The organism is Elusimicrobiota bacterium (genome assembly GCA_041660185.1).
GTDB lineage: Bacteria > Elusimicrobiota > Elusimicrobia > 2-01-FULL-59-12 > 2-01-FULL-59-12 > JBAZWU01.
Genome location: JBAZWU010000002.1, coordinates 202,705 through 225,171, shown reverse-complemented (window position 1 = coordinate 225,171; position 22,467 = coordinate 202,705). Strand labels below are relative to the sequence as shown.

Annotated in this window: 20 protein-coding genes; 16 read left to right on the top strand and 4 right to left on the bottom strand. The window is 53.4% G+C overall.

The features are described 5' to 3' along the window. Window positions 1-8 precede the first annotated feature (8 nt). Together WC859_03365 and WC859_03360 are read right to left on the bottom strand one after the other, a co-directional pair. Window positions 9-1,505, bottom strand: coding sequence for a glycoside hydrolase family 130 protein (locus WC859_03365; GenBank protein MFA5975186.1), 1,497 nt, complete (start codon window positions 1,503-1,505; stop codon window positions 9-11). Further along, the gene (locus tag WC859_03360; GenBank protein MFA5975185.1) at window positions 1,502-3,787 is read right to left on the bottom strand and encodes a glycosyltransferase family 4 protein; all 2,286 of its coding nucleotides are present in this window, start codon (window positions 3,785-3,787) and stop codon (window positions 1,502-1,504) included. Before WC859_03360 ends, WC859_03365 begins: the two co-directional genes overlap by 4 nt. A 363-nt stretch (window positions 3,788-4,150) precedes the next feature. On the opposite strand from WC859_03360, the gene WC859_03355 reads away from it, so the two are divergent. Next, window positions 4,151-5,320: an ATP-binding protein gene (locus WC859_03355; protein MFA5975184.1), complete on the top strand. Its 1,170-nt coding sequence runs from the start codon at window positions 4,151-4,153 to the stop codon at window positions 5,318-5,320. Between the two features lie 131 nt (window positions 5,321-5,451). On the opposite strand, the gene WC859_03350 is transcribed toward WC859_03355, so the two are convergent. After that, window positions 5,452-6,204 carry a metallophosphoesterase gene (locus tag WC859_03350; protein ID MFA5975183.1) on the bottom strand — a complete coding sequence of 251 codons (753 nt, stop codon included), beginning with the start codon at window positions 6,202-6,204 and terminating at the stop codon, window positions 5,452-5,454. A 558-nt stretch (window positions 6,205-6,762) separates the two neighbouring features. On the opposite strand from WC859_03350, the gene WC859_03345 reads away from it, so the two are divergent. Beyond that, window positions 6,763-7,587: a hypothetical protein gene (locus WC859_03345; GenBank protein ID MFA5975182.1), complete on the top strand. Its 825-nt coding sequence runs from the start codon at window positions 6,763-6,765 to the stop codon at window positions 7,585-7,587. Between the two features lie 12 nt (window positions 7,588-7,599). Next, window positions 7,600-8,277 carry a sigma factor-like helix-turn-helix DNA-binding protein gene (locus WC859_03340; GenBank protein ID MFA5975181.1) on the top strand — a complete coding sequence of 226 codons (678 nt, stop codon included), beginning with the start codon at window positions 7,600-7,602 and terminating at the stop codon, window positions 8,275-8,277. Window positions 8,278-8,341: 64 nt separating this feature from the next. Here WC859_03340 and WC859_03335 read toward each other — a convergent pair whose 3' ends face one another. Beyond that, the gene (locus WC859_03335) at window positions 8,342-8,914 is read right to left on the bottom strand and encodes a class I SAM-dependent methyltransferase (GenBank protein MFA5975180.1); all 573 of its coding nucleotides are present in this window, start codon (window positions 8,912-8,914) and stop codon (window positions 8,342-8,344) included. 62 nt (window positions 8,915-8,976) lie between these two features. On the opposite strand from WC859_03335, the gene WC859_03330 reads away from it, so the two are divergent. From WC859_03330 to WC859_03270, 13 genes are all read left to right on the top strand, one after another. Then, the gene (locus WC859_03330) at window positions 8,977-9,327 is read left to right on the top strand and encodes a DsrE family protein (protein MFA5975179.1); all 351 of its coding nucleotides are present in this window, start codon (window positions 8,977-8,979) and stop codon (window positions 9,325-9,327) included. Between the two features lie 414 nt (window positions 9,328-9,741). Continuing rightward, the gene (locus WC859_03325; protein MFA5975178.1) at window positions 9,742-10,548 is read left to right on the top strand and encodes an ATP-binding protein; all 807 of its coding nucleotides are present in this window, start codon (window positions 9,742-9,744) and stop codon (window positions 10,546-10,548) included. Continuing rightward, complete coding sequence (locus tag WC859_03320) at window positions 10,545-14,030, top strand: hypothetical protein (protein MFA5975177.1); 3,486 nt, start codon at window positions 10,545-10,547, stop codon at window positions 14,028-14,030. The genes WC859_03325 and WC859_03320 overlap by 4 nt, the downstream gene beginning before the upstream one ends. Before the next feature lie 44 nt (window positions 14,031-14,074). Beyond that, window positions 14,075-14,614: a terminase small subunit gene (locus WC859_03315; GenBank protein MFA5975176.1), complete on the top strand. Its 540-nt coding sequence runs from the start codon at window positions 14,075-14,077 to the stop codon at window positions 14,612-14,614. A gap of 291 nt (window positions 14,615-14,905) precedes the next feature. Beyond that, window positions 14,906-15,346: a hypothetical protein gene (locus WC859_03310; protein ID MFA5975175.1), complete on the top strand. Its 441-nt coding sequence runs from the start codon at window positions 14,906-14,908 to the stop codon at window positions 15,344-15,346. Further along, window positions 15,336-15,977: a recombinase family protein gene (locus WC859_03305; GenBank protein MFA5975174.1), complete on the top strand. Its 642-nt coding sequence runs from the start codon at window positions 15,336-15,338 to the stop codon at window positions 15,975-15,977. The genes WC859_03310 and WC859_03305 overlap by 11 nt, the downstream gene beginning before the upstream one ends. Window positions 15,978-16,117: 140 nt before the next feature. After that, a complete protein-coding gene (locus tag WC859_03300; GenBank protein ID MFA5975173.1) occupies window positions 16,118-16,921 on the top strand; it encodes a hypothetical protein in 804 nt (267 codons plus the stop codon). A gap of 203 nt (window positions 16,922-17,124) precedes the next feature. After that, window positions 17,125-17,409, top strand: coding sequence for a hypothetical protein (locus tag WC859_03295; GenBank protein ID MFA5975172.1), 285 nt, complete (start codon window positions 17,125-17,127; stop codon window positions 17,407-17,409). 204 nt (window positions 17,410-17,613) lie between these two features. Further along, on the top strand, window positions 17,614-19,269 hold the full coding sequence (locus tag WC859_03290) for a hypothetical protein (GenBank protein ID MFA5975171.1): 1,656 nt from the start codon (window positions 17,614-17,616) through the stop codon (window positions 19,267-19,269). 17 nt (window positions 19,270-19,286) lie between these two features. Continuing rightward, the gene (locus tag WC859_03285; GenBank protein MFA5975170.1) at window positions 19,287-19,553 is read left to right on the top strand and encodes a hypothetical protein; all 267 of its coding nucleotides are present in this window, start codon (window positions 19,287-19,289) and stop codon (window positions 19,551-19,553) included. Between the two features lie 28 nt (window positions 19,554-19,581). Continuing rightward, window positions 19,582-20,235, top strand: a complete 654-nt coding sequence (locus tag WC859_03280) for an MT-A70 family methyltransferase (protein MFA5975169.1) — start codon at window positions 19,582-19,584, stop codon at window positions 20,233-20,235. Window positions 20,236-20,390: 155 nt separating this feature from the next. After that, on the top strand, window positions 20,391-21,539 hold the full coding sequence (locus WC859_03275; GenBank protein ID MFA5975168.1) for a site-specific integrase: 1,149 nt from the start codon (window positions 20,391-20,393) through the stop codon (window positions 21,537-21,539). Window positions 21,540-21,659: 120 nt separating this feature from the next. After that, window positions 21,660-22,331, top strand: a complete 672-nt coding sequence (locus tag WC859_03270; protein ID MFA5975167.1) for a hypothetical protein — start codon at window positions 21,660-21,662, stop codon at window positions 22,329-22,331. The last annotated feature ends 136 nt before the right edge of the window (window positions 22,332-22,467 follow it).

Genomic DNA, 22,467 nt, shown 5'->3' with positions numbered 1-22,467 from the left:
TCTTTCTTCTAGGACATCGAGGCCAGAATTTCGTTCAAGGAAATCAGGGCGAAGCCCGTCACGCGATCGGATAGGCCGTAGGGCAGAATCAGCTGATCGCCGTGAACCAGCGCGCCGCAGGTGTAAAGAACGTTGGGAACGTACCCTTCCCGCTCAATCCCTTCGGGACGCATCAAAGGCTCGCGCAGACGTCCGATGACCCGGGAAGGGTCGTTCCGATCCAGGAGAAAAGCCCCGAGGCAATATTGCCGCAAGGGGCCTACGCCGTGGCTGAGAACGAGCCAGCCATCCTTTGTTTCGATGGGGGAACCGCAGTTGCCCATCTTCACGACCTCCCAGGGATAGACCGGTTCTATGATTCGCCGGGTCTCGGACCAGAAATGGATGTTGTCGGAGGTGGTGAGGAAGAGGCTGTCTCCATCCTGGCGGGAGAGCATCGTGTAGAGGCCATTAATCTTTCGGGGGAATAAGGCCATGCCTTTGTTCTTTGCGCCGGGGCCGTTTAAGGTGGTGAATTTAAAATGCCGGAAGTCCTCCGTGGTGAACAGTTGAGGCAGCACATGGCGGCCGTCGTAGGCGGTGTAGGTGGCGTAGTAAATCGTTTGGCCGTTCTCTTCCTGGTGCGCGACGAGGCGCACGTCTTCGATGCCGTTGCTTTGCAGCGGGGTGACCGGCATGATGACGCATTCGGAAAGGTCCTGCTCCGGGGGAAAGCAGATCTCATAATTGCACTTGGCCAGAAGCCACAGACTTTCGGCGATGGGGTGATCTTCAAAACGCCGGTTGGCCGTCGCCCCAAGAGCGTCCCGCAGGCTGTCGCGGAGGTTGGTCAGCGTGAAGGTGTCCGGCAAGCGGTCCAGGACATGGTCCGTCCATTCGCCGGCCAGGCCCAGCTCCGCGGCTTTTCGCCCGAAGAGCGTTTTGTGGTAGGAGGGGTTTTCGATCAGCTCGGGTTCCGTCAAAAACCGTGCCGGCGGATCAATGGAAATGCCGCGGCGGTCGTCGATGACCCCACTGCGGAAAGAAATGGAGGACAGGTGCCCCTCTCCGGTTGACCTCAAACTCAGGAGAAAACGCAGGTGCCCTTCCGGCAGACCCGATTGATCCGGATGGGGAATGATCGAGGGGTTGAACAGCCCGGCCGATTCGACGGAATATTCGAAGAGGAAATAGGAACCGATCAGCTGTTTTCGGTCTTCCGACAGGTCGCTGTCGGCAGGCCCGCCTGCCGACGAGGCAGGCAGAAACTGTTCGACGTGGCGAAACCGTGTCAAAAAATGGTCGCTCAACTGCCGATGGCGGGACGAAAACTCCGCCAAAACGCGATTCAACGTTCGGTGCACATCCGCCTCCGAAAGGGCCAGCGCCCGGCGGATGATCCGGACATACTCCTCATCGGTCCCGAACCTCAAATGCCGCAAAACAACCCGGCTTTGGTCGGGGGCCAGCCGGATCTCCGTCCGGCGAACGGTGAGGATTCTGGAGTTTAAGAGGGGTCGTTTCATTGAATAAGGGCCGGGTGTTGAAAAGCGGCCAATTCGTTGTGCGCCTGCTGCATCTCGGCCAGCGAGACGAGAAACGCCAGGGTGGATTCGGCCCCCTGGTTCTGGTTCACGCGATCCACGTGAAGCCCGTCCCGGCAGCCGCCGGTCGTGGGATCGTAAAGGAAAAGACCCAGGTCGTTGCGTCCCAAAAACCAGTCGAAGGCTCGGCGCGCCTGAGTGAACCAGTAGTCATCCGAGGTGCACCGGTAAGCCTCCAGACACGCCGACACCATCGCCTGAACCTCGATCGGCTGCTGATCATAATGGGCCCGCTCGCCGCCGCGTTTGTAAAAGCCGTTGGAGCCAATCGGGCGGAGATAACCCCCCTCGGTGGTCTGAATCTTCGTGAGCCAGCGCAGGGTTTTTAAACCCGTCTCCAGAACGCGGGCTCGGGAGGTCTCGCGGCCGTTTAAGATCAGCGCATGCGATAAACCGGCGTTCATATAGGTGACCGAATCCTCAAACCAGGGCCACTCGGGGGTGGCGGTGCGGTCGTGGAGCCCCATCAAAAGGTCCGTCAGGGTGTCGCGAATCTGATTCACCTGCCGGTCTCCGTTGAACCGGCGCAGGTATTCGTGGGTGCCCATCAAGGCCAGCGCCCAGGCCCGGGGCGATCGGAATTCGGTCACGGGCGAAAGCGCCTGCGCAAAAATGTGTCCCGCCAGGGTTTGGAAGCCGGTGTTCTTCGAGCGGCCCACGCAGGTTCCCAGGGCCAGGATCGCGCGGCCGCAGCAATCTTCGGAGATGGACTCGTCCTTCCAGGACCTGTTGAAGTCCATGATGTTCCGAAAACATTTAAGCTTCGGGTCAAAGGCGTATTGAAGGAAGGCGGCATAGGTGGTGGCAACGTCTAAAAGATGAGGAGAATCTTCCCCCAGCTCTTCCAGAAGCACGGACAAGATCAGGGCGCGGGCGTTATCATCGGTACAATATCCGGTGGAAAAGTTCGGCACGGCCACAATGGCGTGTTGAAAAAGGCCCGTGGAATCGGTCATTCGGTAGAGGTGGTCCAACTTCATTTCGGGAAGCTCGGTGAGCTGCTTGTCCATCGTCTTCACCGTGAAGAGCTTCCGGGTCAGGCCGGCCCGTTCGTTCCGGGCCTTCTCAAAGGACTGCATGTAGGAGCCGGCCACATTGCTCCACACCATTTCCCGTCCCATTTTGTAGGCGTTCTTGCGCATGGCATTGCGTCTTGTATCGTCCGCTAAAAGCCCCGTCACTTCCCGTGCGATGGCGTCCGGGTCGTTGAAAGGGACCAACACCCCGCGGCTCTCCGCCAAAAGCTCCTGGGCGTACCAATAGGGGGTGGACACCACGGCCTTGCCCGCGCCAAAGCAATAGGCCAGTGATCCCGATGTGATCTGGGACTCATTCAAGTAGGGGGTGATGTAGATGTCCGCGGCGCCGATAAACTCCTTCAGCTCGGCCAGTTCCACAAAGCGGTTGTAAAAGATCACGTTCTTTTGAACGCCGTTTTTTTCAGCCAGCCGTTCCAAGCTCAGACGGTAGGACTCGCCCGCCTCGCGGAGAAGGTGGGGATGGGTGGCCCCCAGAATGATGTAGACGACGTTGGGGACCGCGGCCGCGATTTTAGGAAGGGCGTTCAACACATTTTCAATGCCCTTGTTGGGTGAGAGCAGGCCGAACGTTAAAAGTACCTGCCGGCCTTCCACGCCGAAGAGGTCCTTATAAAAGCTCGGGTCCACGAAGGAGGTTTCAGGAATCCCGTGAGGGATCACGTCGATCTTGGCGGCGGGCGCCTTGTAAACGTCCTTCAGGAACCGATCCCCCTTTTGAGACATCACCACCAGACGCGTGGAGAGCTGAATCAACTCCTTCATGACGCGTTTCTGGTCGGCATTCGGTTCTTTGAGTACGGTGTGCAGGGTGGTCACAATGGGGATGTTGACTTCGCGCAGCAGGGCCAACAGGTGCCCGCCCGCCACTCCCCCGTAGATGCCGAATTCGTGTTGAACGCAAACCACGTCCACATCGCTGATGCCCAGAAAATCCGCCGCCCGCCGATAAGAGGCCAGATTTTGCTCTTCAATTTCAAAGCGGACCTCGGGAGGGTAGTCGTATCCCCCTTCCACGTCGTTCACGGGCACGGAAAAGCACTTTACTTTAGGGAACTGCGCCGCCACGGAGGTGCATAAATCCGTCGTGAAGGTGGCGATGCCGCACCGGCGCGGCAGGTAGTCGCCGATGAAGGCGATGTGGCGGATTTCCTGGCGGGGTTTCATCCTTAGATGATGACATATCGGCATCAAATATTGGGACGTACTTAGGTAATTCGATTTTTTCGGGGATGCTAACACACATCGGAGAAAGAGGTTTGACTGATCCCGCTCCGCTCGCCAAATCCGGGCAAATAACCTAATTCCCGAAGAACGTCCCCCATCGATACCGAGTTGTGGAGCCGATCAGCACCGTCCTCTCAATAGAGTCGCCGGAGGCGACTTAATGGGCCGGTGCAGTCCCTTCGATATAGCTCGCTTGGGCGAGCGAAATAAAGGACGGGACAGAAATCCGATCAGTTATTGGTTTAACCCTTCGAGTAAGAAAATGGTTGACGGACTTTCCAAAATCATGGAAAATGGAAAGCGATGTATATCAATAGGCTCATCGAAAAGGACCTCCGAGACGCCGTTGCTAAGCAGAAGAGCGTCCTGCTTCTGGGGCCCCGGCAGACGGGAAAGACGACACTCCTGCAAAGACTCTCCCCCACTCGTCTCCTGAACTTAGCCAATCCAGACCAACGGCAGCGGTATGAAAAGCGTCCTGCCGCGCTTATTTATGAAATTCATGATTTGGAGGCCGAGTCTGGTGCGCCGCCTCTGGTCGTGATTGATGAAGTCCAGAAAGTGCCCGCCTTGATGGATGCCCTTCAGGTTTTGATCGATGAAAAGAAGGCGATCTTCATCTTGACCGGATCCTCGGCGCGAAAGCTGAGACGCGGGTCCCACATCAACCTGCTTCCTGGGCGCGTTCTGGCCTATCGCCTGGACCCATTTCGTCGTGAGGAGTACGCGAAAGGCACTCTGCAAGACCAACTCCTTTACGGTGCGCTCCCGTTCGTTGTATTGGACCCAACGCCTGAGGCGCGGGAGCAGGCGCTCCGGTCCTACGTCACCACCTATCTGGAGGAGGAGGTCCGGGCAGAAGCGCTCGTGCGGAACTTGAGTCCTTTCGGCCGATTTCTGGAATTGGCGGCCTCGGAGTCCGGGGGCCTCATCAATTTGCGCAAACTCTCACAGGAGATCGGGGTTTCCCATGTGACGATTGGCTCCTACTTTCAGATTCTGGAAGACTGCCTCATTGTGGAACGGATCGACCCATTGACCCGCAGCGCCACGCGCAAAAAATTGACCCGAGGGAGCAAGTATCTTTTCTTCGACCTCGGTGTCCGTCGGCTGGCCGCGCAGGAAGGACGGCGGCTCCCGCTCGAAAGTTGGGGGAAACTGCTGAAACAATGGGTGGGTCTCGAACTCTTGCGGTCGATGCGTCAAGGTTCCGGGCATCTGCGATTCTGGCGCGATGCCTCCGGTCCTGAGGTGGACTGGGTGATCGAACAGGAAGGGCGGCTGATTCCCATTGAAGTTAAATGGACCGAAACGCCGACCCAGCAGGACGCCCGTCATCTCCAGACCTTTCTCGCGGAATATCCTGAAGCAGAAAAAGGGATCGTCGTTTGCCGAACACCCCACGCTATGCAGCTTGCGCCCCGCCTCCGCGCCATCCCCTGGCAGGACCTGCGTAAAATTAAGTTGTCGTAGAGGGCCCACTTGGAGTTTCCGCCGATCGAATGGCGCATGGGAAGGCCAGGGGACGTAGTTGCAACTTTTCATTTCCTCGGCAAAGGCGAGCTTGCAAAGTTGCAACTACGTCCCCTGTTTTCTACTGTTTTCTAGAAGCTGACGTCGAGAACCAATTGGGGATCGAAGCCGTTGCCTGTTTCGTTGGGATACCCGCGCGGATTGCAGAGGACCCGCGTATTTCCGATCGGGTAGTCGCAAGCATGGTGGACATGTCCATGCAGCCAGAGCTTGGCTTTGGAAGCGGCCACCAGGCGATCCAAAGGAGAGGCAAAAGCAGCGCTGACGAGGTCCCGCTTATACTGGCCCGCGACCGATTGCAGGCTGGGGGCATGGTGTGTGACGACCACCACCGGTTTGCCAACCTGTGTTTTAAGCGTCTTCTTGAGCCATTGGACTGATTTCTTGTGCGGGGATAATGTGTCCTCTGGCTGAAGCCTCCGGCCCGTCAGGCCAAGTTGGATGACGTGATAATCGTTCATCGAGGTTTCAGCCTCACTCATGGCGCGTTTCACGTCTCCGTATAGGTTGAAATCCGTCCAGAGGGTACATCCCAGGAAGGTCACTCCGCCGATTTCAGTGGAATCATTCTCCAAAAACAGGACATTCGTCCCTTTGGCCGCTTCGCGCATCTTGTCGAGGTGGTCCGGGTAGGACTGTCGATAATATTCATGGTTCCCGGCGATATAAATGACCGGTGTCTCACCGAAAGTTTCTTGCGCCCATTGAATTCCTTTGGCGCCGACATGAATATCACCGGCTAAAACAATAACGTCTGCCCTCTCGACGGGAGACGTGAAGGGCGCAAACTCAAGGTGCAGATCAGCCAGGAATAGAAGTCGCATCCGGTAGTCATTATACATTCGTATGATCATGTGTTCCAAAGACCCCTACGCGGCACAGAGTTTCCTGCGCTTAAAGACGCAATCCCTGATGGCGCACTACGCGCACGGTCGGAAGGCGGTGCCAGCCGCCCACCGCTGCCGCCGCACTCGCGCGGCTTGCTCGGCCCGCGCGAGTGACTATCGCCCGGACACGTCCGTCCCGTCCTCCTGTTTATGTTCTCAATGGTCGGGACGGCACCGACTGAATACGCGGTCGCCACCGCGACCGCAATAGAGAGGACGGTGCCGCCAGGCCGCCCTCAGCCTGGATAAGCAGCTTCCCGTGGCCACCCCAGCAATTCAGCAGACCCTCGCCACTCCGGTCCTTATTGCCGAAAAAGTTTCCTAGCCGATCAGAAAAACGAACATTCAGGTAAACCTAAGAATAAGGGAATCCTAGAAAATCACCGTAAAAACAGCCAAAATAGAACCTCGCAGCAAGACAGACTGGTAGCCTATAAAGCTTTATGGCCACCGAAAACTGACCTGGGCACAGGGAAACAAGAAGGCCCTAGCAAAATGTCTAGCAATTCCAGCATCGATCGGTATTTCCAAATGCTAGACATCATCCGCAAAAAGGATGATGTGAGGAAATGCGTTCGATGTTGCCGAGAGTCCCTGACACTTATTCCTGCGTTAGTGAGCTCTGTGGTAGCGGAGTTCGGGCGATTCGACATCATAAGTATCCCCGCAATTGAGGAGGGAGCCATTCTGTTTGGTGTGACTGGCTCGGAGCCTGATGTGACTGCCTTGGCCGTGCTAATTGAAAAATATCCAGAATTAGAACCCTGGAAGGCGTATGCTGAGAAAGCTCAATTAATTTTAAAACTGACTCCTCAGCTTATTGATTATGTGACGACTCGACCTGGTTGTTTACAAAAAGATTTAAAGAAAGCACTAAATGCATCCGATGGGCATATCATCGCGAGCATCGTCAGCGCCTTGGAATGGCTCGGCCAGCTTCAACGTGTCCGGGCTGGCAATAGCTATGCTCTGACGTGTGGCAACGGGGCACAACCAAAGCAATCTGGTCTGCGGAAGAATGATCGTCGATGGGGGCAACTAAACCAACAACTTCTCGAGGCCATCAAGCGAAACGATCTTTCGGGGACCCTCGTACTCTACAAAGAGATGGAATCCGTATTAAAAACCGAAGGCCGCGACACAAGTCATTTGAGTAAAGCGGTGGATCAGACTGTCGCGCAGATAAAGAAAAATATCTCAAAAGTAGTGCCGCTGCAAAAACGGCATCGATCTACAGGAGCCTTCCCAACATGGATACTTCTTGTGGTGGCCGTCGGAGTTCTAATTTTCACTTATACTGCATATAAAGCTTCTCACTAAAAATTGAAAAGCATGTTTTCAGGAAATGAAACGATCTCCAGCGTATTAGAGATGCTTTCTGTACGCACAACCAGGGCCGTGCGCCGAGGGAAACTGCGGACCCTTGGGCAGTTGCTTCAGATGTCGCCATCCCAGCTCATGGAAATCGACGGTTTTGGTAAAGCTTGTCTGAAGGAAGTAGAAGAGTCTCTGGCCGAATATGCTCTGCACTTGGCACCAGAGCCGGTTCGCACGAAAAGAAATCGCACTGGTGTTCCCGGTCGCCCTCGCCCCAGCACGGTTATCAAGCTTCTCTTGAAGGCGCTTGGGCGTCTGGATGCGCGGCAGCGGCTTATTATTAAGGGTCGGCACGGCCAGCGACCGCTGACGCTTGAGCAACTGGCCAAACGATTAGCAATTTCGCGCGAAAGAGTGCGGCAGCTTCAGAATAAGACTGAGCGAAGTCTGCTAAAACGTTTCAAGGGTGAAGTTATCGAAAGAGCAATATGTCAACTGCGAGAACACCAAAGTTGTTGTTATACACCTAATCAGGGTGGCATCCCAACTTTAGACGGTGATTTACGTTTAATAGAGCGATATGGCACGTTATTAAATAAGTTGGCTTCTATGAAAAACTATTGTGGAGCAATTTATTTCGACCCGCTCGGCAAGAAGTGGCAACTCTTGGCCCCAAACAAGCCGGATCACTAAGTTAGTAAGTATTGTTCTTGTGCCTATTTAGTTCTCTCCCCGATCAGTAATCCGATCAGTGCAATCAGGCAGGCTTTTGTCCAACCAAGCCGTAATGGTAGGGAGGCAGATCGATGTGCGGAATGATGAGTTTAAATCCTGCTTCGGTCGTCCACTCGCCGCACTCGCCCGGTCGCGGGCGGATGTCCATTGCGGGGCCACGAGGAGTGGCGGCGTCGTAGTTCCAATGAATAATGCCCACCTTGCCGCCGGGTTTTAATGCGCGGAAGGCTTCGCGCAAGAGAACCAGGGGGTCCTCGGCGTGAAGAATGTTGAAGAGCATGGCATACCCGATGCTTGCTGTCGTCAGTCCCGTCCCATCCGAAACAAAATCTCGCTGAGAACATCGCACATTGACGATGTTTTGCTCAACGACTTTTCGCGTTGTCTCCTTTACCATGGTCGGATCGATGTCAAAGGCGTGGACGATGCCCGAGGTGATCCGGGCCGCCGGGAGGGTGAAGAGGCCAAAACCGCAGCCGAACTCCACCACATCTCCGCTCTTTGAGGTCAGGCCCAATTTGGCAAGAATCAGCGCCGGGTCAAAAAACGTCCGCCACAGCTCTTCCTCCGGCATCCCGCTGTCTCGCACTTTCATGCTTCCATAATATAGACTGAAGCATCGTTTCGCAAATAGAAAGAACTCGCGAGGAAGGAACCATGAAAATTCTGCTGATTCTCAGTCACAAAGCCTACGACGGTTCCGATGTGGTTTGGAATGCTCTGCGTCTGGCGGATACTCTCATCGGTACGGGCCACGACGTCCGGATATTTTTCATGAATGATGCGATGGACGCTACGCGCAAACAGGCTAAGCCTGAGAACGCGGAGTTCGATTTAGGGCAGATGCTCCTTGATCTCGAGAAAAAAGGAGCCGAAATCAAACTCTGCACCACCTGCATCAACCGCTGCGGAATCGGCAAAGGGGATGTATTGTCGTCGAACTGGCCAGCGACCATGAAAGACTTGGCGTCATGGACGGTGGATTCCGAACGAGTGATCACCTTTTAGCCCGCCCTATCCGTATTTGGGTGTCACACCGATCAGTGTTCCGATCAGCACCATTTGAGGCAGAGCAGACAGCAGAAAGCAGAGATTAGGTCGGCCTCGAAGACTCGGCCGCTTATGAAACACACTGATTTGACGTTCTGAATGGAGCTACCACATTTCTGCTCTCTGATTTCTGATCTCTGCTATAATCACCGTGCGGGGTGGAGCAGCCTGGTAGCTCGTCGGGGAATGGCTCCATCCTTATTTATTTCTATTCGTTTTTCGTCGAGAATATTCCTTCTTAGTTTCGTCCTTTCACCCAATCTTTCCGAATTTATCTGGACCACGTTGTAGACCCGATCAGAAATCCGATCACTCCCTTATGTCGCTTTTGAAGGTAAAATCGTAGGAGCGTGGATCGTATTGAATAGCCGAATGAGAGCAGCTGACATTCTAAGATGGGACAACCGCCAGTTCCAAGCGTTCCTGGATAGGGGAACTCCTGAGGGCGATGCAATCGAGTATAAAGAGCGTATTGAGCCCCATAAAGGGAGTGCCATCCGGAAGGCATTCTCCGCTTTTGCCAATGCGACAGGTGGATTTATCTTCTTTGGCATTCGTGATACTGACCGCGCGATCGTCGGGATTGACTGCGGCGCGAATGAATTCCTTGAGAACATATCTAACTGTCTTGACTGCGACCGCCTACGACCATCTGTTAAGTACTCAGTTCTAAAACAATTTCGTTTCGGAACTAAACTCGTCATTGTCTATCTCATCCAGCCAGGCCTGGATTCTGATAGGCCACACATGGCCGATGATTGTATTTATGTCCGCGAAGGAAATCGTTCTCGACCGATTCAGTCAGGCGACGAACTTCGCAGGCGATTCTTTTCGTCCCGATTTGTTCCTGAGCATCTGGAACAGGTTTCGTATTGGATTACCCGCATCGAACAAGATGATTTCACGCTCGCTGGCATCGACGTCCAGTATCTCCTCAATGCGCGTCGCTATCTGGAAGACAAATGCCTCACCTTAAGAGACGAACGCTTTATTAGCCTGCGCAATCGGTTTAATGCCATAGGAAAAGCGCTCGACCGTATCGCAACGCTAAGGGCAGCCATACACGTAGCGCACGGTGCTCCGTCATTCGATAGGCCACATGAGCTTGTCCAGGAATGCACCTACGTTAAACAAGAAATTGAATCATTCCTCACTGAATACAAGGTGATTCATCAATGAGTGTTGCCGGGCAGCGAACAGTCACAGGGATCTCGGGGCAAGCAGATGTCACGCTGTACTTGCTTTTGCGAGATCACAAACGCCAAGGGTTTCAGAAACTAATTGTCGAGGGAAGCCGATGGGAGGATTTCACTCTCGTGTTTGGTGACCACAATGAGGATTACGAGGTCAAATGGCATCAGCGTAAAGTCACCCATCACCTCGTTCGACGCGCAATTGGTAAGGAGCTTAAGAAGGCATTGACGCAAGCCGACAGCTTCACCGTTGTCTCGCGTTCATTCAGCGAAAGTCTTGTCAAAGACCATCGTTATATCCGCCAAGCTTTCCAGTTTTGGCGGCACATGCCAGAGAAGCAATATCGACGCGATCGAGTCGTCAGGAAACTTATGAAAAGCGGCTGGTCCGCGGCTAGCATCGCCTTTTTATCGCGTACCGAGCTTCTTGAATTGAAGAGCACAGAAACGGTTTTCAGCAAGATCCAGGAATACTTTGCCTTGGAAGACCCGTATTACCTTTCCGAGGGTGATCTTAAGAGCCTTGTCGGTCGCAGTTTTAGGGCTCTTCTGGAGCTAGGCCGGACAGGCGGTAGCATCTCCAAAGAGGACTTTCTTGCCGAGTTGGCAGGCTTCAAAAAGGAGATCAATGTCCGGTCAGAGTCCTTTTCGCCGGACGTTACGTTCGGCAAGAGGAAACAGGCCCTGGGGTCATTTCTGGGAAGCCCAACAGCATTCCGATCGCTGGAACGGTACCTTGGTCCAATTAGCTCACATGCAGGGTTGATTTTTTACGTGGCCGAAAAGTTGATGTCTAACAGCTTTACACTTCCGGAATGTCAGTATTTTGTCGAGAAGGTGCTGGTAAAGAAATCGTACATGAGGATGGCGTTAAAACTTATCGAGACTAAGTGGAACGCTCAAAGAGCTTCAACCGATTATGTAATCGACTTTCTCATGAAGCACTATGGATCACTCGGCGACGATCTGAATTATGACGACGCCCTTCGGATACTAGCAAAGGTCGCTCATGATGATATGGGAGGACGATACGAGGGAACCATTCTCGGATTTATTCAGAACACTATTGAAAAAAGAGAAGACGGCAGGCACCGCAGGCTGGAACGCAAGGGATGGCGCGAAGAAGAACATGTAGCACAGATCGTAGTCGAGTATTTCAGCAGAACGAAGGACCCTGATAAGCTTGTGAAATACATTTTCGCCACCTTTCATCTCATCGGAGATGATTTTGAGCGTGTTACTGAGACCCATCCCAAGGTCTATGCAATTATTCGGCAATATCTCTTGATCGACCCATATACGCGGCTTGTCCCTGTGTTACGGAGAGTTGCAGAACAATACGACCGTGAATATGGGGCCAGATTTACAGGGTACGAGCTCGCTGGCGGATCTTTCTCGCAGTCGGGCAGCGAGTACACGATTACAGATATTGGCCTAGTTCGCTTCGTGTTTGAGCCTCTGTTTCGGAAGATGAACGAGGATAACCCATCTATTTTATGGCGATTTGCCAAAAGACACATTCTTAGCCAGGGTCCTGGCAGGACTAACCCGGTGTTCCTGAGACGCGGATTAGCACCGCTACTGATCGAACAGATGTGCCAGGCGGGAATTTCAGATGCAGAACAAAGAAGATCATCCCGAATGTTGCGGAATATTCTGTCCACCCGCCGCGGAATACCCGATACTTCTGAAACGATCTTCTCATGCCTTCGAGCGGCTGAAATGAGGAAGTTCGGCTATGACAGAGTCATGGAACTCATTGAACTGGATGCTAGAAAATATCGGAGACGTCTTAAGGGGGAGATATACCCTACCAACTTATTCGCAATGCAATGCCTGGTACGCTTGATACAAGAAAACTATCGTCCAGCGGTAGATTACTTTGTCAAATTGGTGCAAAGTCCCGGCTTCTTGGCAAGGGATAGGAGCCTCCAGCCTTTCGAAATTCTAAGTGCAAGCTCGGTCGCCGACGTTAATCCGGGACTAATTGCCGAGTTAATCGGCAGTGACCAGTTCATTGAATACTTGGAAACGTTAGGCGACGACATCGCGTGGGACAAAAGCGGTATGCTCTCGAAGCTCATACGCAAGGACTTCCAAAATGGGACATCGTATGGCCGATTGATAGTGCAAAAGCTACTGGCAAAAGTATCCCCTCACGCGAAAGTTCTGCAGTTTTTGTCAACACCCGTCAGAGAAGCCACTGAAACGGACGCATTCAAAACCTATCAACTATTTTTGCCTTTTCTGACTGATAAGAAGATCTTCCAAACAACATTTCGCGAAAACTCATATATACGGGCCCGATTTATATGGCTTGCCGAACCATTGCTCCAACAAGGCAGGGTTGCGGAGGCACGACACCTCATCGAGCTTGCGCTTGACGATCCCGACCCTAACCCTGACGATACCGACAGCTATGACAAGGAGATTATCAGCGGTAAGGATGAAAACACAATCAGCACAGTGCGCGGGACCGTGGCTTGGCTGCTCATGGCATTTGCCAAGAAATCGGAACCCGATCTGATGGCTTTTGCCGCAGACTCCGCATTCCGGCTCGTTGACCTTGATGGTTCTCTGGCGAGAGCTTTAGGGCATTCTCGAGCTGACTACTATGTGCGAACGTTCGCCTTACTGGTTTTCGCTTCTTTGGTCCATCCGACTCGACGTCAGATGCTTGGGGAAGAATATCAGCTGAAGCAGTCAATGCTCGACATACTGGAAACCATTGATCACGAGGTCAAGCAATATCAGATCACTCCGAAGGCAACCGTCAAGGCGATTGTGAATATCTTTCTATTCATGCGTGATCTTACCCCCGATGAGGCGATGAAGGCTTTGGTGTTCTTCGAGAAATACGAGGCAGAGGGCGCAGGATCGCTCTTTATATATTTCGCGGTGTTCCGCCAGGGCCAATTTCCACAAGTCCCTTTTGTATCTGACGACTTCAAAATGCGATTGACGGTGCTCTGCCAATCACAAAACCCGTTTCGGGCGGAGATCGCCACCCAGTTCTGGCAGATGGCTCGCGAACAGAACGAAGGCAAGAATACATCGTTCGATGCTGTCGAGCCATATTGGAGAGTAATGTTTGGCCTATATGACCGCCAAGTCTTCTCCAGGCTGTACGACGTCTTAAAAATCTCGCTTCTGTGGCCAGCCAAATACGCTGCTCATCTAGAATTGCTCAATGCGGCAATAACAGAGGAAGCTAAATCGCTCGGAGCCGGCATTGCAGTTGAAGCTTGGGGGCCACCCGGCGAAATTGCGCGGTTTCTGGCAGAAAAGCATATCCAGGATTTCCTGGACAGCTTTTGGGTGTTTCTCGAAGGCGTAACTGAACATACCAGGTATTACGAACTATTTGAATGGGTGCAAGCCTATAAAGGATTGCCTGAATCATTGCGTTCCCTCGAGATTCACCAGAAGATCGAAAATAAGCTCAAAGACTTTGGCTTTTTGGATTAGATTCTGTTCTTGATCAAAATCCTCGACTGATCTACGATCAGAGCATGGAATTGGTCCCCCGCAGTCTCAAACCCCGACAACGACGGTTTGTCGCTGAATACCTTCAACACCCAAACGCCACAAAAGCGGCTATGGTGGCGGGTTACTCCCGAAAGACGGCCTATTCGCAGGGGCAGCGCCTGTTGAAAAATGTTGAGATTCACAAGGCTGTAGAGTCTGCCCTCAACGAAGAGGACATATCGGCCCAGAAAATCTTGAGGGGGCTATGGTCCATCGCGGATTCCAATATCAGTGATGCCTATAACCCGGACGGTTCGCTCAGATCGATCCAGGAGATGCCAGAGAGGTTCTCCCGTGCGCTTGCTTCATATACCACCGTCGGCCTTTTCGAAGGGGCTGGCGCGGCCAGGAGACAGATTGGACGGACTCTCAATTTGAGGCTTCACGATAAGGTGAGGGCCCTCGAACTACTCGGCAAGCACCTGAAACTCTGGACTGAAAAGTTCGATCATTCTGTCCATGAAGATGCCTGGCAGATGCTCGATCGCTTCAATGCGGCCGCAAAACAAGCTAAAGGCAAGTAGTAGTGACGTGCGATCGGCCGCGTCATTGAAGTTCGTCGTCGAGAGTGATAGAATAGGTCGTCGTAAGGCATATATGCCGGGTGTGTTTCGGGACAGCTTGGTCCGCCCGGCAGCTCGAAAGAGTGAGTAACTTGACCTAAGATTCCGCCAGCCCAAAGCTGGTGCGGCCGGCTTCACCGGCCTAAATCGGAACCCTGTCCCAAGGCTGATGGCCTTGGGTTTTTTATTTCTCAACCCATCTTCTCATCAGTCTCCGGCGTCAATGTCTGTCGAATTGAAAGGAGACCCATCATGAATAAGAAATCGAAGTCAAAAAAAGCCGCGCCATCGACGGCCAAGGAGACTACGGATACGTACACGATAGGTGAAAGGAGGCCGGGTGAAAGTCCGTACTTCAGAGGGCGAACCCCAAAGGATCACCCGATATTCAAAGCGGGTTGGATCATCGGCGGGTGTTATCCCGGCCGGCCGGCGGGGCCTTCCACGGAGCCTTCCGCTGCCGGTCCGGACGCGCCGGCGGTAGGCGATGCGTCATTGAAGAAGCGTACAGGGATTGTCTCTTGGCACGAAGGAGAATTCAGTTCGCGGCCCGACCAGCCGGCGATACTGAGCTTCGGGTACTTCCGAACGAAGTCGGGCCGCCCTCCTGAAGTCGAAGCCCGGGAGGCCAAGGCAGCGGAGGCAGAGGACCGCGTTGAAGAGGATCGAAAAGGAGATGAACATGGAACCTAAACGAGTTGGGATATATTGTCGAGTATCAACCAAGGACCAGACCGCTGAGAATCAGCTGCTCGACCTGCGGAAATACTGCCAGGCCCGGGGCTGGAACGTTGTCGCGGAATGCGTCGATGCCGGTATCAGTGGTGCGAAGGATGACCGACCTCAGCTCAAGGTCATCTCGGGGTTTGCCAGAAAGCGGGAGATCGACGTTCTGTTGGTCTGGCGGTTCGACCGTTTCGCTCGGAGCCTTCCACACCTCGTCAACACGCTGGAGGAGCTGCGCAGCCTGGGCGTTGCCTTTGTAAGTCTCCAGGAAGGCATCGACACTTTGACGCCGCAGGGGCGTTTGGTCTTTGGTGTCATCGCCTCTCTGGCCGAGTTCGAGCGAGAACTGATTCGGGATCGTATCTTTGCCGGGCTCAGACGGGCCAAAGCACAAGGTAAAACGCCGGGGCCACGGCGGAACCACGTGGATATAGGAAGGCTACGCCGGGAGGCCACCAAGGGCCTGGGATTGCGCTCCCTGGCCACCACGTTTGGCGTCAGCAAGGATACCATCAGCAGATTGCTCGGCCGGCAATCCGCGGCTGTCGCAGATGGGGCCCAAAATCGGTTGCTTGGATCCGTCGAGGCCACGTCCTGAATTGTGCCTGTCGCAGACCAGTTGATCTGCGACAACGACATAAGGGGAATTAAACGCTAAAATATTTTCGGAAGGGACCGATGTCGACCGGATTGAGAAAGCTGCCTGTGCAATGAGCAGGTATCGATGGAGATGGAGAAATGGAAGAGGACATAGATTGGGAGAAAAGGCTTCGGACGCTACGGTATGAACTGAGCGAGGCTGAACGCCATGCTGCCCCGGTAGTGGATTTCTATCGAGAGTCTCCATCAGTGAGGCGAGCCATGCAGTTAGGTGTGTCGCATGGAGACATGCGAGCTGAGGTTGACGCCGTGCTGGCGCAATTTGACAGAGGGGCAATACTATCGAAGAAACTCACCCGGCAAGGAGTAGCGCCCCGGGAAGTCCTATTTACAGTTATGAACTTCCTCGTTGCGTACCCTGACATAATTCGAAAAAACCTCGCTGACGCAAAGAAGCGCAACTCCGACCTGCGACGGGAGCTTAACTCGACGATATTGCGTCTCACTCGTCTCAGAAGATTGCATCGAGAGATCTATTCCTGGTTGGAGGCCTATGCGAATTGGAGAGTGGACGTGAAGGAAGATGTCCATTACTGGGAAGACTTTAACGGCAACACTCCGAGATTTCCTCTGACGAGAGTGGCGGCTGTGCTGAACGGATTCTTAACCTTTCCGGGGAAGTATTATTTAAATGAAACGCTCAAAGAGTTAAAGGGATTAAAGAACCAAGCGTTTCCAAGATCGAAGCCGGGCGAAGGTGAGAAGGTTTATTGGAAGCTCGTAGAATCCCTTAGTGCTTTATTTGATAAGAGAATGGGCCGTAAGTCTACTGGGTGTCATGTGGCCCCAATTGCTGATGTCATGTCATGTTTTGAGATGAACAAAATCCAAGAAGCGCATATTTCACGGCACATGAAGAAGAAGGCAGCCGAGTGCGCCTGAGACGGTAATCGTCGAATAGCTCTCCTTCGGTGTCTCCCTTTCCCTCCCCCTGGCCATTGCCTTCGATTCAATTCTGAATCGTAAATCCAGTCAGATTCACATTCTGTCAAACTAAAAGGAATGTGGTATCCAAACGCTTTTCGCATGTCCGTAGAATTATGAAGTAATCGAATTGGATCGGAGGCAAACGGAGAGGAGATGCGATGACGACCCCACCCTTAAGAGCTGTGTCTGACATTAAAAAGCTGGCAATTCTTGATCTTCACAAGATCGCTCCCAAGAAAACCGAGCATGACGGCAGGTTCTGGGGTTTCTTCGATTCCCAGGAATCAGCCGCGATTTTGGAGGCATATGACTCGGGGGAGCTTCGTGTGGTGGCTCGTGATTTCGCCTCATCGATCGATCGAGTGAAGGACCAAATATTCGAGCTGGAACGAGCGCGACAAAGAGATGGAGCGAAACATCATGAACCTGTTCGCCAGTACTAACTATTGCGGCCTCTGCGGCGCAACCCCGCGATATTTCATCGTGACCTACATAGAGGTCCCATGCCAAAGAAGCCGGATCACGCTCTGCCAGCCGTGTTTGAATCGCGTTTATGCCGGCCGCTACCACCATATTCTGGCGTCGTCATATTGGGTCATCGTTGGTCCCTATAGGCGGGAAGTCCATCCACCTCACTCGGAGGCCGCATGAATCCCAAACTTCCCGAGATCAATGCAGGAGATTTGGATCTGGAGCGAGTATCCGCAGCGGCCTGGGATGCCATCCGGGCCTACAACGAACCTCCATTATTGTTTCGCAGCGGAGGCGTTGCCATGCGACTCGAGGCCGATGATAACGGTGCTCCAATGTTGCGCGAGCTTGTGAATGACAAATTGCGTCACGTCCTTGCAAGATCTGCCCGGTGGTACCGCAAGACCCTGGATGGGAAAATACCAGCTTTACCGCCCATGCATGTGGTCAAAGACATGCTGGCGGCCGCTGATCTGCCTTTGCCGGTCCTGAATCGAATAGTTGAAGCCCCGGTCTTCTCTCCTGATGGCCAACTACAGACCGAGCCTGGTTACCATACCGCCAGCCGCACTTACTTCGCGGTCAAAGATGGGTTCAGGATCCCTGAAGTACCGAATGCTCCTACCGCCGCAGACATATCCCAGGCGCGGTCGCTCATTCTTGATGAGCTTCTCTGTGACTTCCCTTTCGTTGGCGAGGCTGAGCGCGCCCATGCTGTGGCCTGCATGTTGCTCCCCTACGCGAGAGATCTAATTCTGGGGGCGACCCCGCTTCATCTGATTGAAGCTCCGTCGCCGGGAACCGGAAAAGGATTGTTGATTGAGGTGTTGACGTATCCGGTGTTAGGCCGACCTGTCACAACCATGGCGGAGGGACGAGACGAGGACGAATGGCGAAAACGCATTACCGCCAAGCTGATGATAAGGCCGAGCGTTTTGCTTGTCGACAATCTCCGCCGACGGTTGGATTCTGCCGCAGTTTCGGCCGCTATCACCTCCCCTTCATGGGAAGATCGTGTCCTGGGGCAATCCAAGGTGGTCAATATGCTGGTCCGATGTCTTTGGGTAGCTACTGGGAACAATCCGGCATTGTCCAACGAAATCGCCCGGCGTACCCTCCGCATACGTTTAGATGCCAAGAGAGACCGTCCATGGCTCCGAAAGCAGTTTCGGCACACAAATCTCCGTAGCTGGGTCATGGAACACCGTGCTGAATTAGTTAGGTCAGCATTATTGTTGATTCAGGCCTGGTTGGCCGAAGGCCGCCCCATGTACTCCGAGAATACACTTGGCATGTTTGAAGAGTGGACTAGTGTTATGGGTGGCATTCTCGAGGTATCAGGCATCCATGGTTTCCTTGGGAATCTCGAAGATTTCTACGAAGCATCGAACGAAGAGGCGGCGGTCTGGCGAGGGTTCGTCCAGGCGTGGCTGGAAAGGTTTGGCGAAGATGAAGTGGGTGTCAGTGAGCTGTTTGCCCTCAACAGCGAGCTCGAAGAGCCCCTCGATCTTGGAAAAGGCGAGGAGAAAAGCCGCCGAACAAAGCTGGGGAAAGACCTCGTCCAGGCCAGGGATCGCCAATATGACAATCTCCGCATCACTCTGGTTGGAGAGCGCCACCGCGCCAAACGCTGGCGATTAATCCGGATCGGCTCGGGTGAACCAGTGAACATCGGTGAACTTTTTCCAACCGATCAGATGCAAAACTCTGGACTCGAACCCAGCGCTTCGATTTGTGGGCTGGACGGAAAAGGTTCACCAGGTTCATTAGGCTCCCCCGATTTTGATGTTGAAATGGAATCACCGATAGATGCGGAAGAATGCGACAACTAAAACTATAGGAGGCTAACATGACTCAACTAGCAGAGCAAGAAACAGCGCAGGAATACGACAAGTATGTTATTTCAAAGACGCTGTACAGCTTCGATGAATACGGATGCAAAAACAAGGACCATCTTTTTTGTTTCCCAGGCTGTGGCGAACAATCTCACCAAGAAGACTTTCTCATAGAAGTGAAGGTATGTGCGGGAATGGAGCCACTTGATCTCGCCGAAGCTCTTGAGCAACTAATTAAGTACATCAAAAAGGGTCACGGAACCCATGAGCTTTTTCAGTAGGCAAAAGAGGTTTTAACCTGAAAAAACCATGGATTTAAAGATCATGGACACGACCTCGAAAAGCAAATACCAAACGCTCGTCGTAGATCCTCCATGGCAGTTCCGGCGGGCGTCGCGTTGCGTTCGGCCGCCGTACAGCCTCCTGAATCTGGAGGACATCAAGCGGTTCCCGGTCGCGGAAATGGCCGCAGACGACGCTCATCTGTATCTCTGGGTACCGAACGCCATGATCAGCGAGGGATACGAAGTTATGAAGGCATGGGGGTTCGAATATAAGACCATGATCGTATGGATAAAGCTTCAAATGGGGGTTGGGAATTTCTATCGAAATTCTACGGAGCCGATCCTCTTCGGGGTACGGGGCCATCTGAAGCCACTCCGACGCAATGCACGGACCTGGTTCCTGGCCGACCGTCGGGAGCATAGTCGAAAGCCAGACGAGTTCTACCGCATCGTCGAAACTATGTCGCCCGGTCCTCGCATCGACGTATTCTCGCGGGAGAAGAGACCGGGCTGGGACCAGCTCGGCAATGAGTGCGATTATTTCAGCCCAGAAGGGCAAAAGGAGGAGGACGATGAACGAGTCACGGTTTCTGACACTGAACGAGGTGGTGGAACTACTGGGAGTCTCGAAGCAAACGATATACGGCTGGACCAGCGGCCGGAGGATCCCCTTCCGTAAGGTCGGACGACTTCTGAGGTTTGATAGGGCGGAGCTGGAGAACTGGACACGCCGAGAAATCGCCGTCGGTAAAAAAGCGCTTGATCAATTTCAGAAATGATCATACGATCCCGATCCCTCAATTTGGCCGTAATTGGCCCGACTGAGCTGAACTTATGGGATTCAAGCTTATCGACCCGCTGAAAAGGAAGTACCGGATCGCCTTCTGGTACAAGGGCCGGCACTACGCGAAGGTCATCACCGGCAACCGGAAGTTGGGCCAGGACGTTGAGGCGCAAATGCGGCTGGACTTGGCTGAAGGGAAATACTTCCCTGAGCGGAACAAACCGAATCTGCCTTTCAGCGATGCCGCCCGGCGGTTTATCGACCAATTCGCGAAGAACAAACCTTCCTCCAAGCACTACTACTACAACACCCTGTCTGCGATAGACCATTTCGGGTCCAAACTTATCAATGACATCACGCCGGAAGACATCCGTCAGTATCGCGCGAAGGAAAGGGCGAAAGGACTCCATCCCGTTTCCGTGAACCACCGCCAGAAGAACCTCCGCCGGATGTTCAACTGGCTGGAAGAAGTCGGGCTTTTCGACGGGAAGAACCCGGCATCCGGGAAATACGTCCCCCTGGAGAACGAGCGGCCGTACTGGCGGCGCAACTTCCTCACCCAGGAGCAGTTCAAAAAGCTCTTGGAAGTCGCCCACCCGCGGATGCGCACCATCATCATCACCGCCACACACACTGGAATGCGTCACGGCGAACTCGAGCGCATCCGGAAGCGGGACGTCGACCTCGACCGCTGCACCATCTGGATTCCGCAGAGCAAGAACGGGGAGCCGGGGTCCGTTCCCCTTACCGATACCCTTTTCGCCGTCCTAGCGCCCATTGTGAGGGCTTTACCGTCGCCTGAGAGCAAGGTTCTCGACTTCACGCACTACGACAAGCTGTGGAAGAAGGCCCGGGCTGAGGCCGGTCTGCTGCAGGAGGTTTGGGAAGAGGGCATGAATCGCTGGCAGAAGGTCAAAGCGAATAAGAACTTCCATCTACATGACCTCAGGCACACGGCTGCGTCATACGCCATTATGGGTTCGAAGGATCCTTACGCGGTCCAGCACTTCCTCCGCCTTAAAACTCAATCCCTCATGGCCCGGTACGCCCACCTACTGCCAGGGCATGTCCGTCAAGCCGCCCTAACCCTGGATTTGCAACTCCCGGTCGCCCTGCCGCCTGCTCCCGTTACCATCCAGCAGGTTGAAACGGCCCTAATCCCCGCCGAACCGATTATAAATCCGATCAATCCTCGATAGAGGAGTGCTGAGAAGCTGAGTGGCACTTTCAGTCCCAACACGGTCAAACACGTCCTCCGGGCGGTCATAAGCGGGGAAACAATGTTAGTCTCGGAATGGCGTCTCTGTTAAAATCGTAAAGTGAATTCGATTCCGTTTCTTCCAACCAAGTTCCTTTTTAGTCCTCGCAAAGTGCTTGAACGGTTTGATGACCTTCGCAGAAAGCATGGTGATAACGCTGTTTTTTCTCAAGCACCGTTCAAGCCAGCTAGAGAAGCGCGTGCCGTAGCCATTTTTGCCATAGGTCTTGGTAAAGATTCTCAGAGAGAGTTTTGGATTGGAAGCCCTGAAAAAGATCCACCGGACGCCTGGATGGTTGAATTAATTAGAAGACCCAAAGGGAGTAGCCGGTCGAATTTCCCAATCGAAGTCATGGAATGGGAGTCTAATTCGCCGTTTAATGACATCACTGAAGCCATCGATAACAAACTCAAAAGAAAGAATTATCTCAAGAATACTATTCTCGTTGTTGACGTTGAGAAGCCTAATAGCCCCATTCGATCGATGAATGTCGTGAATCATTTCAAGAGCAACCGACCTAACATCGCCGAAATATGGCTTCTTTGTGCGAATGCGAGTGGGTTATGGCCGAGCGATATGAATGTCAGAGTGTTTCCACAACAAAAGGCAATTCACTTTGACGTGCATCTAGAGTTTCGGCGATTAGCCGCTCAGCGAGGAGTTATCGACCTCCGCCGCGGAACAAAAAAGGGGGTAGATTTGCCACGAATGGAGGAGATTGAGTTGCCTTAACTTATTGATTCCCGACCTGGCCCAATTGCAGCCCCCTAACTGTCCAATCTACTGAAACCGCCCTAGTTCCCGCCGACCCGATCAGAATTCCGAACATCGAAGCCCAGCCAGTAACAGCCAACAGCTAGTAATAACC